Here is a 13430-nt window from a genome sequence, read left to right on the forward strand (position 1 = left end):
GGACGCGCAAGTGTCTTCGCAGCCGCGAAAGCCGAATAGCGCGATCAAGCGCCGGTTCCGCACGGATTTCCGAGACGTTCGACCGTCGCCAGCACCGCACCCGCGGCCGTCTCCGCACTGCGGCAGGGCAACGTCAAGCGCGGCAGATCGATGCCGGCGAGGCGCACGAGGCGCTCCTGCCACTCGGGAACGCGCTCGAGCGCCGCCGGTTCGACGAGATCGACCACCAGACGGACGATCGCCGCGGGTTCGTGGGCGATCGGCTCGATTCCGGCGCCGCGCCGCTCCACGAGACCGGCGATCGGGGCCGGCACGCGCGCCAAGAGGCGGCCGTTCACCGCCGCCAGAAAAACCTGATCGTCCGCGACCAGGCGCGCGAACCGGCCGCGAGCCGCGAGGAGATCGAGGAGCGCGAGAGCAAGCGCCGATTTGCCCGCACCGGACGCACCGCGGATCAGGATGCCCGCTTCACCGGCGAGGAGGACGGTCGCGTGGATCGTGCGCGCCGTGTGAGGCCGCGCCGCGACGCCGGTCGCGTCTACCTCCACGGCCATCGTCTATTTCCCCGGCAGCGGGCCGCCGGGGACACGCACGACGAACCGGGCACCCAGCACCTTCGGCTCGCCCTCCGCGTCGGTCCCGGTGCGGTTCTCGGCCCAGATACGACCCTGGTGCGCCTCGATGATCTGCTTGGAAATCGAAAGCCCGAGGCCCGAATTGTTGCCGAAACCGTCCTGTTCGGGGCGGTCGGTATAGAAGCGCTCGAAGATGCGGTCGATCATTTCGGCGCGGATGCCCGGCCCATCGTCGTCGACGGTGACCTCGATCTCCGGGCCGACGCGGCGCACCCCGACCCGGACCGACCCGCCTGGCGGCGAGAACGAGCGGGCGTTGTCGATGAGGTTGGTGAACACCTGGCCGAGCCGGCTGTCGTGGCCGGTGGTCGCATAGGGTTCGGTGCCGCTGCGGGCCTCGGCGATCTTGAGGACGAGACTTGGGCCGCCGTCCTTGGTGAGGCCGCGCTGGATCGCGACCACCGCTTCCACGATCGCCGCGAGATCGATCGGCACCGAATCCTGGCGCGACAGCTCGGCATCGAGGCGGGAGGCGTCCGAGATGTCGCTGATGAGGCGGTTCAGGCGGCGCACGTCGTGGTGAATGATCTCCATCAGCCGCGCGCGCGAGGCATCGGACTTCGCAAGCGGCAGCGTCTCGACCGCGCTCTTGAGCGAGGTCAGGGGGTTCTTGAGCTCGTGGGAGACGTCGGCGGCGAACGCCTCGATCGCGTCCATGCGCCGGTAGAGCGCGTTCGTCATGTCGTGCAGCGCGCGGGCGAGATGGCCGATCTCATCGCGGCGGTCGGAAAAGTCTGGGATCGTCTCGCGCGCCTTGACGCCGCGGCGCACCCGGTCGGCGGCGGCGGCGAGCCGGCGCATCGGGCCGGCGATGGTGCCGGCGAGCAGCACCGACATGGTGATCGTGACGAGCGCGGCGACGATGAACACCTTGACGATGGCGAGCCGCTCGGCACGCAGGATCGCCTCGATATCGCCGCCCTGGGTCGAGAGCATCAGGACGCCGAGGACGGCGCGGAAACGCTGGATCGGCACCGCCACCGAGACGATGATCTGCCCGTTGTCGGTGACGCGCACCACACTCGCCGGAGCGCCGCCGATCGCCCGCTCGACCTCCGGATAGCCGCGCCCGTCGGCGCCGGACAATTCGTGATAGACCGGCAGCTCACCCCGCACGAACCAGCCCCGCACCATCTCCCACAGCCGGTCGAACCAGTTCGGCGCATCGGCGTCGGGCGGCGGCAGGTCGTACTTTAAGATCTCCCCGCGGGAATAGAGGTAGCGCGAATCGAGCAGGAGCACGCCGTCGCGGTCATAGATGCGGGCGCGCGTCTTGGTGGGCGAGATCAGCCGGCGCAGGATCGGCGCGACGCGCTCCGGATTGATTGGGAAATCGAGCGATTGCAGGCTCTCGTCGTTCGGCGAGGCGGTGTCGCCGGCCTGCATCTGAAGGAGGCGGTCGGGGTCGATGGTGATGGTGCCGGTGTCGGCCGAGGCGGAGCCGGCGATCGCCGCCGCGATGATCTCGCCCTGGGTGAGCAGGCTCTCCACCCGCGCATCGATCAGCCCGGCGCGGAATTGGTTGAGATAGAGGATGCCGGAGACGAGCGCGGCGAGCGCGGCGACGTTGAGGAAGACGATGCGCCGGGTGAGGCTCGAGAAGAAATAGGTCGAGAGCGCCGCCCGCGTGCGCAGAAGGAGGCGGCGCCACGCACGCACCCGCAGGAAGGCCGGTCGGCGCCATTCGAAGCGGGGTCGTGGCGGCTGCGGCGCAGGCGGCGGCTCCGGGACCGGCTCGCTGGAGACCGGCTTGACCTCGGGCGCCTTGCCGGCGGCCGCTGGATCGTCGGTCTCGGCATCGCGCCGCGCGGCGACGGGCGGCGCGGCGGAGGCCTCGTCACGCGGGGCGGGCTTGTCGCCGGCGATCTCCGTTTCAAGGGCCATCAGAGGCCGTCACTCCGTGCGCCGCCGCACCACGCCGTCCGCACGGCCGTGTGGACAGCCATGGCGCATCACATCTCTTTAAAGCGGTAGCCGACGCCGTACAGAGTTTCGATCATGTCGAAGTCGTCATCGACGACCTTGAACTTCTTGCGCAGCCGCTTGATGTGGCTGTCGATGGTGCGGTCGTCGACATAGACCTGATCGTCATAGGCCGCGTCCATCAGGGCGTTGCGGCTCTTGACGACGCCGGGACGCTGGGCGAGCGCGTAGAGGATCAGGAATTCGGTGACGGTGAGCGTCACCGGCAGGCCGCGCCAGGTGCAGGTGTGGCGCTCCTGGTCCATCACCAGCAGGCCGCGCTCGAGGGTCTTGGCCGCATCGGAGGCCTTCGTCGCCGCCGGATCGCGCGGCTGGGAGCGGCGCAGCACCGCCTTCACCCGCTCGACGAGCAGACGCTGGGAGAATGGCTTCCGGATGAAATCGTCGGCCCCCATCTTGAGGCCGAACAATTCGTCGATCTCGTCGTCCTTGGAGGTGAGGAAGATCACCGGCATGTCGCTGCGCTGGCGCAGGCGCCGCAGCAATTCCATGCCGTCCATGCGCGGCATCTTGATGTCGAGGATGGCGAGGTCGGGATTGGCCTGGGCGAGACCGTCGAGCGCCGAGGCGCCGTCGGTATAGGTCTCGACCCGGTAGCCTTCCGCCTCGAGCGCGATCGACACCGAAGCGAGGATGTTTCGATCATCGTCGACGAGGGCGATCGTCGGCATATGAAGCGATCCTTCTCAAGTTGGCCGCCAGAAGTCTCCGGCGGCGGCGTCCGGGACCGGACGAAAATTGGGCGCTGCCCACACTTTGGGCGAAGTGAACGCTTACTCTAGCGAAAATATGGCAGTCGGCTTCTCTTTCAAACCACCTTTTCCTCAAAGGCTGTGCAAGGGCCGGGCGGAGACCGCGAGAAAGCGCGGCAGGAGGATCGCGAGCGAGGTGATCATGCCCGCCGCGATGCCGTAGAACAGCCCGACCGGGCCGAAGCCGAGGACGTGCGTCGCCGCATACGCGGCCGGAACCGCCACGCACCAGAACGCGGCGCCTTGGGCGAACAGCGGCAGCCAGACGTCACCCGTCCCGCGCAACGCCCCGAGCAGCACGCCGTTCGTCGCGTCGACCGCCACGAACCAGCCGGCGACCATGAGCATGTCGCGCGCGATGGTCAGCACCGAGACATCCTGGGTGACGAAGCCGGCGACCGTTTGCGGCGCGAGATGGAAGGCGATGCCGACCGGCACCGCAGCGACGACCGCGAGCCCGAGCGCGACGAGCCCGGCGCGGCGGACGTCCGGCTGCGAGCCGCGCCCGACGGCGATGCCGGTGCGGATCGTCGCCGCGCCACCGAAGCCGATGGCGCTCATATAGACGAGGACGAGCAGGGTCATCGTGGTCTGGTGCGCCGCCGCGGCGACCTCGCCGAGCGCACCGGCGATGAACACGACGGCCGTGAACGCCGAGCTCTCGACGCCCTGGGCGATGCCCATCGGCAGGCCGAGCCGGCGCAGCTTGCGCCCGACCTCGCCGCCCGCGCGCGCCGCCTCGGCGAACCAGGTCCGCAGCGGCACATCGAGGCCGAGCCGGCGCCGGTCGGCACGATGAGCCCAGATCACCCAGGCGACGGCGACGAAGCAGAGCCACCGGATCGCCGACGAGCCGAGCACGGCCCCCGCGGCCCCCATCGGCGCGACGAAGCCGCCCCAGCCGAGCACCAGGGCGAGATTGAGCGGGATCTTGACGAGGTCGGCGACGAGAATGACGATCAGGGCGACGCGAGGCCGGCCGGTCGCCTCCAGGAACATCGCCGCGGTGACGTAGAGCAGCAGGCCCGGCAGACCATAGGCATAGGCCCGCGACACCGCGGCGGCGCCGGCGGCGATCTCCGGCGTCTGGCCGACGGCGCGGAAGAACGGCTCGGAGAAGGCGCTCGCGGTGCCGATGACGACCCCGAGCACGAGGGCATGCAACAGCGCCGCCCGCAGCACGGCGCCGGCCCCGGCGGGATGACCCGCGCCGATCGCCTGGGCGGTCAGGACGGCGGTCGATTGCAGGGCGCCGAGCGCCACCAGCATCAGCGTGATCTGCGGAGCGATGCCGACCGCGAAGAAGGCGAGCTGGTCGGGCCCCGACCAGCCGGTCACCACCGTATCGATGGTGATCATCAGGATCATGCCGGCGCGCGATCCGATCATCGGCAGCGCCAGGCGCACCGTCTCGGCGACGTGCTTGCGGAGCGGCAGCGCGGCGCCGACAGGTGGCACGGCGGACGCGAGAGCGAAATCGGACGGCATTCTGATCAAGGCGCTCTTGTAGGGGCGGATTCGGGGGCGGCCGAAGCGGCCCGACCCTCCCTCTTACCCCAGACGATCCCCTGTTGCACAGCAAACGGGCGCCGTGCCCAATATGGCTTCACGACCATTTGGGACCCGATCCATGGATTCGCACGACGATCTCGACATCGCCCGACGGCTTCTTCGCACCGCACGGCGCTGCGCGCTCGGGACGCGGACGCTGGCCGACGCGCCGCTCGGCGCCGGCGCGCCGTTCGCCTCGCTCGCGACCTATGCCACGCTGCCGAGCGGCGCGCCGGTCGTCTTGGTCTCGCGTCTCGCCGTCCACACCCGCAATCTCGAAGCCGATTCCCGGGCCGCGCTCCTCGTCGAGGACGTCGACATCGCCGATCCGCTGGAGGGGGCCCGCCTCACCCTCAGCGGCCGGCTCGACACGGTGCCCGCCGATCTCGTGCCCCTGGTCCGGCGGCGCTTCCTCGCCCGCCATCCTGCGGCGGCGTCCTATGTCGATTTCGGCGATTTCGGCTTCCGGCAATTGACCCTCGCCGGCGCGCACCTCGTCGCCGGCTTCGGCCGCATCCGCGGTTTCGCCGCCGCCGACCTCCTGACCCCGCTCGCCGGCGCCGCCGATCTCGTCGAGGCCGAGCCCTCCGCGCTCGAACACATGAACGCCGACCACCGCGACGCGCTCGCGGCCTACGCGACGGGCCTCGCCGGCGCGGCGCCGGGTGATTGGCGGGCGACCGGCCTCGACCCAGACGGTCTCGACCTGATGACCGCGGACGCCCGCCGCACGGTGCGGGTGCGCTTCCCCGAGCGGGTCACGAACGCGACAACCCTGCGGCTCGCCCTGCGCGAACTCGCCGACGCCGCCCGCGCCGCCGCACGGGCGCAGCAGCAGCAGACCTAAGGCCGGCGAGACCCGAAGCCGGGCGCCTGTCCAAGCCTCCGTCCTTTACCGATATCCAGATTTATTGTCATTCTGCTCCGATTATACGATCGCAAAACCAAGACGGCGCACGCTGATGTGACGGCGGCACGCATATTCTTGGTCAGGGCAAGCGTCGAAACCTTGCAGTTCCCGCGTCGCTGCGCCTATGTTTTCTGCCGAAGCGCCAAAGAGCGCACCCGAATAAATGAAGCACGATTACTTTTAGATCCGAATTAAAGGAGAGTGCGCGTGAAAGAGACCGGTCTTCGAAACGAGACGTTCGGCCTCGGGTCGTTCGCGTTCGAGGGGCTCGCGAGCCTGCGCTGGAACGGTGGCGAGGCGGAGCTCTACGAGACCGCGATCCGCAACGGCGAAGGCCGGGTGGCGGCCGGCGGCGCGCTCACGGTGACGACCGGTGTCCATACCGGCCGCTCGCCGCGCGACAAGTTCGTGGTCCGCGACGCCCTCACCGAACCGAGCGTCTGGTGGGACAACAACCGCGAGATGAGCCGGGACCATTTCGACCTGTTGCTCGCCGACATGCTCGCCCATGCCAAGGGCCGCGCCCTCGAGGTGCAGGATCTCTACGGCGGCGCCGACCCCGACTATCGCCTGCCGACCCGCCTCTTCGTCGAATATGCGTGGCACGCCCTCTTCATCCGCAATCTCCTGATCCGCCCGGCGGCGGAGGAGCTCGCGACCTTCGTGCCCGAACTCACCATCATCGACCTGCCGAGCTTCAAGGCCGACCCGGCGCGCCACGGCACCCGCACGGAAACGGTCATCGCCTGCGACTTCACCCGCAAGATCGTGCTGATCGGCGGCACGTCCTATGCCGGCGAGATGAAGAAGTCGGTGTTCACACTTCTGAACTTCCTGCTGCCGCCGCAGGGCGTCATGCCGATGCATTGCTCGGCGAATGTCGGCCCGGCCGGCGATTCCGCCCTGTTCTTCGGCCTCTCCGGAACCGGCAAGACGACCCTCTCGGCCGATCCCGCTCGCACCCTCGTCGGCGACGACGAGCACGGCTGGGGCGACAACGGCATCTTCAATTTCGAGGGCGGCTGCTACGCCAAGACGATCCGCCTCTCCCGCGAGGCCGAGCCGGCGATCTTCTCGACGACCGAGCGCTTCGGCACGGTGCTCGAGAACGTGGTGCTCGATCCCGTCACCCGCGTGCCCGATTTCGACGACGGCAGCCTGACCGAGAACACCCGCGCCGCCTACCCGATCCACTTCATCGCCAACGCGAGCGAAACCGGCCGCGCCGGCCACCCGAAGACGATCGTGATGCTGACCGCCGACGCCTTCGGCGTGATGCCCCCGATCGCGCGGCTGAGCCCGGCCGAGGCGATGTACCACTTCCTCTCCGGCTACACGGCGAAGGTCGCCGGCACCGAGAAGGGCGTGACGGAGCCGGAGGCGACGTTCTCGACCTGCTTCGGCGCACCGTTCATGCCGCGCCACCCGACCGAATACGGCAATCTGCTCCGCGAGCTGATCGCCCGTCACGGCGCCGATTGCTGGCTCGTCAACACCGGCTGGACCGGCGGCAAATACGGCGTCGGCCGGCGCATGCCGATCAAGGTGACGCGCACCCTGCTCGCCGCCGCCCTCGACGGCTCGCTCAAGAGCGCCGGCTTCCGCACCGACCCCTATTTCGGCTTCAAGGTGCCGACCTCGGTCGCGGGCGTCGAACCGCACCTGCTCTACCCGGCGAAGACCTGGGCGGACAAGGCGGCCTTCGACGAGACGGCGCGGGCGCTCGTCGGCATGTTCCGCCGAAATTTCGAGAAGTTCGAGGGCTCGGTCGATGCCGACGTCCGCGCCGCCGCGCCGGCCGTGCGGATCGCGGCCTGACACGACCGGCCGGCACACCCCGAGAACGCGAGAGCGCCGGCATCCCCGGCGCTCTCGGGCTTTCGAGCCGTCGCGTCAGCCGCCGAGATGATCGGCGAGCACGTGCAGGCCGATGGCGACGAGCGCGACGCCGCCGAGCGCCTCCGCCACGCGGCCGAGGCGCGCGCCGGCGAAACGGCCGAGACCGAGCCCCATCAGGGTCATGGCGAAGGTGACCAGGCCGATGGTGACGATCGCGACCAAGATGCGGTCGGTCAGAAGGGCGAGCGTCAGCCCCACCGCGGTCGCGTCGATGGACGTGCCGAGCGCCGTTGTCGCCACCACCGCGAAGCTCGGGCCGGCCCGTTCGGCCGTTTCCTCGGCCCGCGGTTTCAAGGCCCCGAGCGTCATGCGCAGACCGAGGACGCCGAGAATGGCGAACGCGATCCAATGGTCGAACGGCGCCACGAGATGGGCGAAGCGCTCCCCCGCGAGCCAGCCGATCAGCGGCGCGAGCGCCTCGAGAAGGCCGAAGCCGCAGGCGATGCCGACCGAGCGTCCGAACCTAAGCGCCGGATAGGTCGCCCCCTTGGCGACCGCCGCCGCGAAGGCGTCGGCGGAAAGCACCAACGCGAGCACGAAGGTCTGCACCGAAAGAACCATGCCGGCCGAGCCTCCTCACGCGTACAGACAGAAAGATTGCAAGATGAGCGCCGCCGCTGACGAAGCCCCGAGCCCATGCGTCGCGGAAGATCGGGGCCGCCAGCGCTTCTAGGTGGGCCTATCATCGTGATCACGATCCCGGCAATCGTTGTGTTTGCACATCAGTTGCATGAAGAATCGGCGACCGCGACTTGAAATCATTCAAAGTCCAGTCGCGACTTAGAAGCATGTCCGCGAGACCGATTTACCGTGCCACAGCGGACATCTAGCGGCGCGCGGCGAGGACCGCTCCACGGACTTTGGATTGCGTCCAAGACGCAACGCGCTAATCTGCGACAAACTGTCCGCCGTGTCGGGATCACCCACGATGCACACCTTCGCAGGCGACCCGGAACGACCGCGAACGGGATGCGGCCATCGATGATCGCACGAAGGCTAGCGGGAGCGCTGCCATGAGCCCCACTGTTCCCCCCGCCGGATCGGCCGCCCGCACCGAGCCGCCCGACGTGCTCGCCGTCGCGGAAGCCTGGCGGCGGGCGGGTCGGCCGGTGGCGCTCGCCACCGTGGTCGAGACCTGGGGCTCGGCCCCGCGGCCGGTCGGCTCGCACTTGGTCATCGACGGCGACGGCCTGTTCGAAGGCTCCGTTTCGGGCGGCTGCGTCGAGGGCGCCGTGGTCGGCGAGGCCCTGGAAGCGATCGCGGACGGACGGACGCGGCTCCTCGAATTCGGCGTCGCCGACGAGACCGCCTGGAAGGTCGGCCTGTCCTGCGGCGGCACGATCCGGATCTATGTCGAGCCGATTTCATGAGCGGATGCTGGACGGCAGATTGGGGGGACAGAATCCCCGCGTGCATCGAGGGCCATCGGATATGGTCCCGGACCATCCAAACGACCCCGCTTATGCGGCGGACACCTTGCTCTCCGTCGTCATTGCCGGCCTCGTGCCGGCAACCCAGGGGCGGTGAACACAGGGCGCGCAGCCCCTGGGTCCCCAGGACGAGCCCGGGGAGGACGACGGAAAGGACGTGCGTACCCTCCTCGGAGCAGCCGCCATCACGTGCGATTGCCCTCGCCTGCATCGGGGCGGTCGGTGCATCCGACTCCACAGGAGCGCCCCCGTCGATAATCATCGGCGCCCCGCTTCCTTCTCCCCGCAAGCGGGGAGAAGGTGGCCCGCAGGGCCGGATGAGGGGCCGCTTCCGCCGCCCACAACCTTTTCAAATGGAACGCCTTTCCCCTCATCCGCCCCTGCGGGGCACCTTCTCCCCTGAGGGGAGAAGGGAAGCGGTGGCGAGGCCCAGCGGGAGCGCATGCAGCGGGAGGCCGGCATGGATCTGAGCCTTCTCGCCGCGCTCAATGCGGAGCGCCGGGCCCGGCGCGCGGTGATCGTGGCGACGCGGCTTGCCGACGGCACGGCGCGGCTCCTCTCGGAGGGCGCCGTGCCCGACGGTGATCCGCTCGCCACGGAGGCCGCCATACGGTTCCGCTCCGGCCGATCCGGGCTCGTCGAGGCGGCCGGGGAGCCCCTGTTCCTCAATGTCCACCTGCCGCCGCCGCGGCTCGTCGCAGTCGGTGCGGTCCACATCACCCAGGCGCTCGCGCCGATGGCGTCGATCGCCGGGCTCGACGTCACCATCGTCGATCCGCGCACCGCCTTCGCTGCGCCGGAACGCTTTCCCGGCGCCACGCTGATCCCCGCCTGGCCGGGCGACGTCGCGGCGGCGCTCGCGTTCGATCGCTTCACGGCGCTCGCCGCCCTCACCCACGATCCGAAGATCGACGAACCGGCGATCGAGGCCGCACTCGCCGCCGGCTGCTTCTATGTCGGTGCGCTCGGCAGCCGGAAGACTCATGCCCGGCGCGTCGAGCGGCTCACCGCGGCCGGCGTTGCCCCGGCGGCAATCGCCCGCATCGCGGCCCCGATCGGCCTCGATATCGGCGCGGCGACGCCGGCCGAGATCGCCGTCGCCGTGCTCGCGGAGATCATCGCCGCCCTGCGCGGCGGCCCGCGACGGCCCACGGGGGAGGCAGCGTCTTGAAATTCGGCCCGATCCCGATCGCCGCCGCGGACGGGGCGCTGCTCGCCCACGCCGTCCGGGCCGGGGATATCCTACTGCGCAAGGGCCAGCGCCTCGGACCGGCCGAGTGCGCCGCGCTCGCCGCGGCCGGCATCGCCGAGGTGATCGCGGCCCGGCTCGATCCCGACCGCGATCGCCACGAAGACGAGGCGGCACGCCGCCTCGCCGGCGCGCTGACGGGCGACGGCCTCGCCGCCGACGAAGCCGCCGCCGGCCGCGTCAACCTGCGGGCCACGGTGCCAGGCCTCCTCGTCGTCGACGCCGCCGGCGTTCATGCCTTCAACCGGATCGACGACGGCATCACGCTGGCGACGCTGCCGCCGTTCGCGCCGCTCGAAGCGGGCACGATGGCGGCAACCGTCAAGATCATCCCCTTCGCCGTCGGCCTCGACGCCGTCACGGCGGCGCTCGAGAGCACCACCCAGCGGCCACCGATCCGTCTCGCGCCGTTCCGCCCGCGCCGCGTCGCGGTGATCTCGACGCGGCTGCCGAACCTCAAGGAAAGCGTCATCGACAAGACGCTCGCGGTGCTCCGGGCGCGGCTCGCGCCGTCGGCCAGCACCATCGTCGCCGACCGTCGCATCCCCCATACGACGGAGGCGGTCGCGTCGGCGATCGCCGACGCCGCGCGGGACGCGCCGGACCTCGTCGTGCTGTTCGGGGCTTCCGCCGTGACCGACATCGCGGACGTGCTCCCGGCTGGGCTCGTCGCCGCCGGCGGCGAGATCGAGCGCTTCGGCATGCCGGTCGATCCCGGCAATCTGCTCCTCCTCGGCCGCCACGACGGCCGGCCCGTCGTCGTCGCCCCCGGCTGCGCCCGCAGCCCCAAGGAGAACGGCTTCGATTGGGTCCTGAACCGGCTGATCGCGGGCCTCACCGTCACCTCCGACGACATCGCGGCGCTCGGCGTCGGCGGCCTCCTCAACGAGATCGTGTCGCGCCCGCGGCCGCGCGAGGCCCCGGCGCCGGAGCCCGCGGCCGCGCCCCGGATCGCCGCGATCGTGCTCGCCGCCGGCCGGTCCACCCGCATGGGCGGACCGAACAAGCTGCTCGCGCCCCTCGACGGCCGCCCGCTGGTGCGCCGCGCGGTCGAGGCCGCCTGCGGCAGCCGGGCGACCGCCGTGATCGTGGTGACGGGCCACGAGGCCCCGGTCGTCCGCGCGGCGCTCGAGGGCCTTCCCGTGCGCTTCGTCCACAATCCCGCTTATGCGGAAGGCCTCTCGACCTCCCTCGCCGCCGGCCTCGACGCTCTCGGTGCCGAGATCGAGGCGGCGGCGGTCCTGCTCGGCGACATGCCCCGGGTAACGGCCGGCATGGTCGACCGGCTCGTCGACGCCTATCAGCCGGCGCGCGGCGCTCTGATCGCGCTGTCGACGAGCGGCGGACGGCGCGGCAATCCCGTTCTGTGGTCGCGGCGCTTCTTCCCGGAACTCCAGGCGATCCGTGGCGACACCGGCGGCCGCGACCTTCTCGCCGCCTACCCGGAAGCGATCACCGAAGTCGAACAGGGCGACGGTGCGGCCTTCGACGTCGACACGCCCGAGGCCCTCGCCGCCCTCGGCGCCGAGACGACGATCTGAAGCCTTCCGTGGGGTCACGGGGCGTCTCGTGATGAGGACACCTTCTATTGCGCCCCGCGCTACTCGAAATGAGTATTGCCGACCCATTTCAGGTATAAATCGCCAGATATACGTATTCGATCATTAATAATAGGACATAGTCGCCGATAACGCTTCATCGCCAATTGACCGAAATCCAAATCGTCGTATCCTTATCTCCATCGAAGCGACGCGGAAGACAACGGAGATAAAAAATCCTTCGCCTTCCAAGACGAATCGAGCGGATAAGGCCAACGGGGAAGATTAAATCACCGTCAATCCAAATCCGAACCTGAAATATGGGCCGCAAAGGCGATCAAGCCCGAGCGGTTCAGAGCCTCTCACCCCGAAGCTCTCGGCGACCCCTCCGCCCGCGCTGCCGGCGCTCCCGGCAACCCTCCGGTTAGGCCCCGACCGTCTTCGCCCATCTTGACGGATGCGGCGCCGGGCTCCGCGCGAGCCACCCTCCTGAAACGAGGGAAAAGACGTCGAATCCCCAGTTCAACCACCCACACTGGGACTGACCATCATGAACACCTTCTCGCAGAACATCCCGCTCGACGACCGCACCCTCAACGCGGTGAACGGCGGCACCTTTCAGCCCTTCGATCTCGGCCCCGAGATCGGCGCGCACACGGTGGAACCGCTCGTCATGGGCGGTGCCGACCCCGGCTGGACCCCGATCAACACCTTCCCCGTCGGGACCGGCGGTACCCACGCCCCGTTCGGCAACGCTCCCTTCCCGGACACGACCGTCGTCGGCATCCCCGGCACGATCTTCGCCAACGGCTGATCCGGCGTGATTGAAACCTTCCTGTTCCAGCCAGGAATAGAAACGCAATAGGTGCTACAATGTCTGAGATGATCGTGAATACGAACGGCGCGCTGAAGCTCGATGATACTACGCTCCGCGCGGTTGCCGGCGGCCTGAGCCTCGACATCGACCCATCCGATATATGGTCCTCCGGTTGGTCGTCTCTGCGGGACGATCTCAGCGGGGCCGGCGACATGTCCGTCAGCGATGTCGGGGCGGCGGCCGTCGGCGAGGGAGGGCTGATGGCGGGCGGCGCGGGTGCCGCCGCAGCGGACGTCGGGGCCGCGGCCGCTGCCACCGCCGGTGCCACCGTCCTCGCGCCCATCGCGGCCGGCGTCGCAGTCGTGGCCGCAGTCGCCGGCCTCGCTTACGCAGCTTACAAGATCTTCTGATCGAAAGACGCTGAGCGCGACACGCGTAACCGGTCGAAACGCACGGCGTGCCCGAACCGGCTGACAAGCGGGTGCCCCTGACGGGGCGCCCGCGGGAGTTCTCAGGGCGCCGCCACATCGCTGGGCGACCTGACCCTCCGGTCCGGCAGGAGCCGGGCCGGTATTTTCCCGCCTGGCGCGCCTGTCCGTTGGGGGAGACGCGCAGACCCGGCGGGAAAAGGAAGAGGGCGCGTCCCCTTGGGGGGAGACGCGCCCT

Annotated in this window: 12 protein-coding genes; 7 read left to right on the top strand and 5 right to left on the bottom strand. The window is 69.7% G+C overall.

Annotation, left to right across the window (positions count from 1 at the left end):
• Positions 1-44: 44 nt before the first annotated feature.
• From F0357_RS08360 to F0357_RS08375, 4 genes are all read right to left on the bottom strand, one after another.
• On the bottom strand, positions 45-554 hold the full coding sequence (locus F0357_RS08360) for an HPr kinase/phosphorylase (RefSeq protein ID WP_153479908.1): 510 nt from the start codon (positions 552-554) through the stop codon (positions 45-47).
• 3 nt (positions 555-557) lie between these two features.
• Entirely contained in the window at positions 558-2519 is a 1962-nt protein-coding gene (locus F0357_RS08365; protein ID WP_153479909.1) for a sensor histidine kinase, read from the bottom strand.
• 68 nt (positions 2520-2587) lie between these two features.
• The gene (locus tag F0357_RS08370; protein WP_153479910.1) at positions 2588-3289 is read right to left on the bottom strand and encodes a response regulator transcription factor; all 702 of its coding nucleotides are present in this window, start codon (positions 3287-3289) and stop codon (positions 2588-2590) included.
• A gap of 153 nt (positions 3290-3442) precedes the next feature.
• Complete coding sequence (locus F0357_RS08375) at positions 3443-4858, bottom strand: MATE family efflux transporter (protein WP_153479911.1); 1416 nt, start codon at positions 4856-4858, stop codon at positions 3443-3445.
• Between the two features lie 142 nt (positions 4859-5000).
• Here F0357_RS08375 and F0357_RS08380 point away from each other — a divergent pair, with 142 nt between their 5' ends.
• Entirely contained in the window at positions 5001-5768 is a 768-nt protein-coding gene (locus F0357_RS08380) for a HugZ family pyridoxamine 5'-phosphate oxidase (protein ID WP_153479912.1), read from the top strand.
• Positions 5769-6038: 270 nt separating this feature from the next.
• Complete coding sequence (locus F0357_RS08385; RefSeq protein ID WP_312861513.1) at positions 6039-7649, top strand: phosphoenolpyruvate carboxykinase; 1611 nt, start codon at positions 6039-6041, stop codon at positions 7647-7649.
• A 75-nt stretch (positions 7650-7724) separates the two neighbouring features.
• On the opposite strand, the gene F0357_RS08390 is transcribed toward F0357_RS08385, so the two are convergent.
• Positions 7725-8291 (bottom strand): manganese efflux pump MntP, encoded by a 567-nt coding sequence (locus tag F0357_RS08390; protein WP_153479913.1) that lies wholly within the window; start codon positions 8289-8291, stop codon positions 7725-7727.
• Between the two features lie 452 nt (positions 8292-8743).
• Between F0357_RS08390 and F0357_RS08395 the strand changes: the two genes are divergently transcribed.
• The 5 genes from F0357_RS08395 (at position 8744) to F0357_RS08415 (ending at position 13174) form a co-directional block, all read left to right on the top strand.
• The gene (locus F0357_RS08395; RefSeq protein ID WP_153479914.1) at positions 8744-9100 is read left to right on the top strand and encodes an XdhC family protein; all 357 of its coding nucleotides are present in this window, start codon (positions 8744-8746) and stop codon (positions 9098-9100) included.
• 520 nt (positions 9101-9620) lie between these two features.
• The gene (locus F0357_RS08400; protein WP_153479915.1) at positions 9621-10331 is read left to right on the top strand and encodes an XdhC family protein; all 711 of its coding nucleotides are present in this window, start codon (positions 9621-9623) and stop codon (positions 10329-10331) included.
• Positions 10328-11950 (top strand): NTP transferase domain-containing protein, encoded by a 1623-nt coding sequence (locus F0357_RS08405; protein WP_153479916.1) that lies wholly within the window; start codon positions 10328-10330, stop codon positions 11948-11950. The genes F0357_RS08400 and F0357_RS08405 overlap by 4 nt, the downstream gene beginning before the upstream one ends.
• 547 nt (positions 11951-12497) lie before the next feature.
• Positions 12498-12761: a hypothetical protein gene (locus F0357_RS08410; protein ID WP_153479917.1), complete on the top strand. Its 264-nt coding sequence runs from the start codon at positions 12498-12500 to the stop codon at positions 12759-12761.
• A gap of 68 nt (positions 12762-12829) precedes the next feature.
• The gene (locus tag F0357_RS08415) at positions 12830-13174 is read left to right on the top strand and encodes a hypothetical protein (protein WP_153479918.1); all 345 of its coding nucleotides are present in this window, start codon (positions 12830-12832) and stop codon (positions 13172-13174) included.
• Positions 13175-13430 lie beyond the last annotated feature (256 nt).

It is taken from the genome of Segnochrobactrum spirostomi (genome assembly GCF_009600605.1).
Classification (GTDB): Bacteria; Pseudomonadota; Alphaproteobacteria; order Rhizobiales; family Segnochrobactraceae; genus Segnochrobactrum; species Segnochrobactrum spirostomi.

Excerpts from the sequence above, each read along its gene's own strand:
- F0357_RS08400 (WP_153479915.1), top strand. The coding sequence starts at position 9,621 with ATGGATCTGAGCCTTCTCGCCGCGCTCAATGCGGAGCGCCGGGCCCGG.
- F0357_RS08395 (WP_153479914.1), top strand. The coding sequence starts at position 8,744 with ATGAGCCCCACTGTTCCCCCCGCCGGATCGGCCGCCCGCACCGAGCCG.
- F0357_RS08380 (WP_153479912.1), top strand. The coding sequence starts at position 5,001 with ATGGATTCGCACGACGATCTCGACATCGCCCGACGGCTTCTTCGCACC.
- F0357_RS08360 (WP_153479908.1), bottom strand. The coding sequence starts at position 554 with ATGGCCGTGGAGGTAGACGCGACCGGCGTCGCGGCGCGGCCTCACACG.
- F0357_RS08390 (WP_153479913.1), bottom strand. The coding sequence starts at position 8,291 with ATGGTTCTTTCGGTGCAGACCTTCGTGCTCGCGTTGGTGCTTTCCGCC.
- F0357_RS08410 (WP_153479917.1), top strand. The coding sequence starts at position 12,498 with ATGAACACCTTCTCGCAGAACATCCCGCTCGACGACCGCACCCTCAAC.
- F0357_RS08365 (WP_153479909.1), bottom strand. The coding sequence starts at position 2,519 with ATGGCCCTTGAAACGGAGATCGCCGGCGACAAGCCCGCCCCGCGTGAC.
- F0357_RS08415 (WP_153479918.1), top strand. The coding sequence starts at position 12,830 with ATGATCGTGAATACGAACGGCGCGCTGAAGCTCGATGATACTACGCTC.
- F0357_RS08370 (WP_153479910.1), bottom strand. The coding sequence starts at position 3,289 with ATGCCGACGATCGCCCTCGTCGACGATGATCGAAACATCCTCGCTTCG.
- F0357_RS08375 (WP_153479911.1), bottom strand. The coding sequence starts at position 4,858 with ATGCCGTCCGATTTCGCTCTCGCGTCCGCCGTGCCACCTGTCGGCGCC.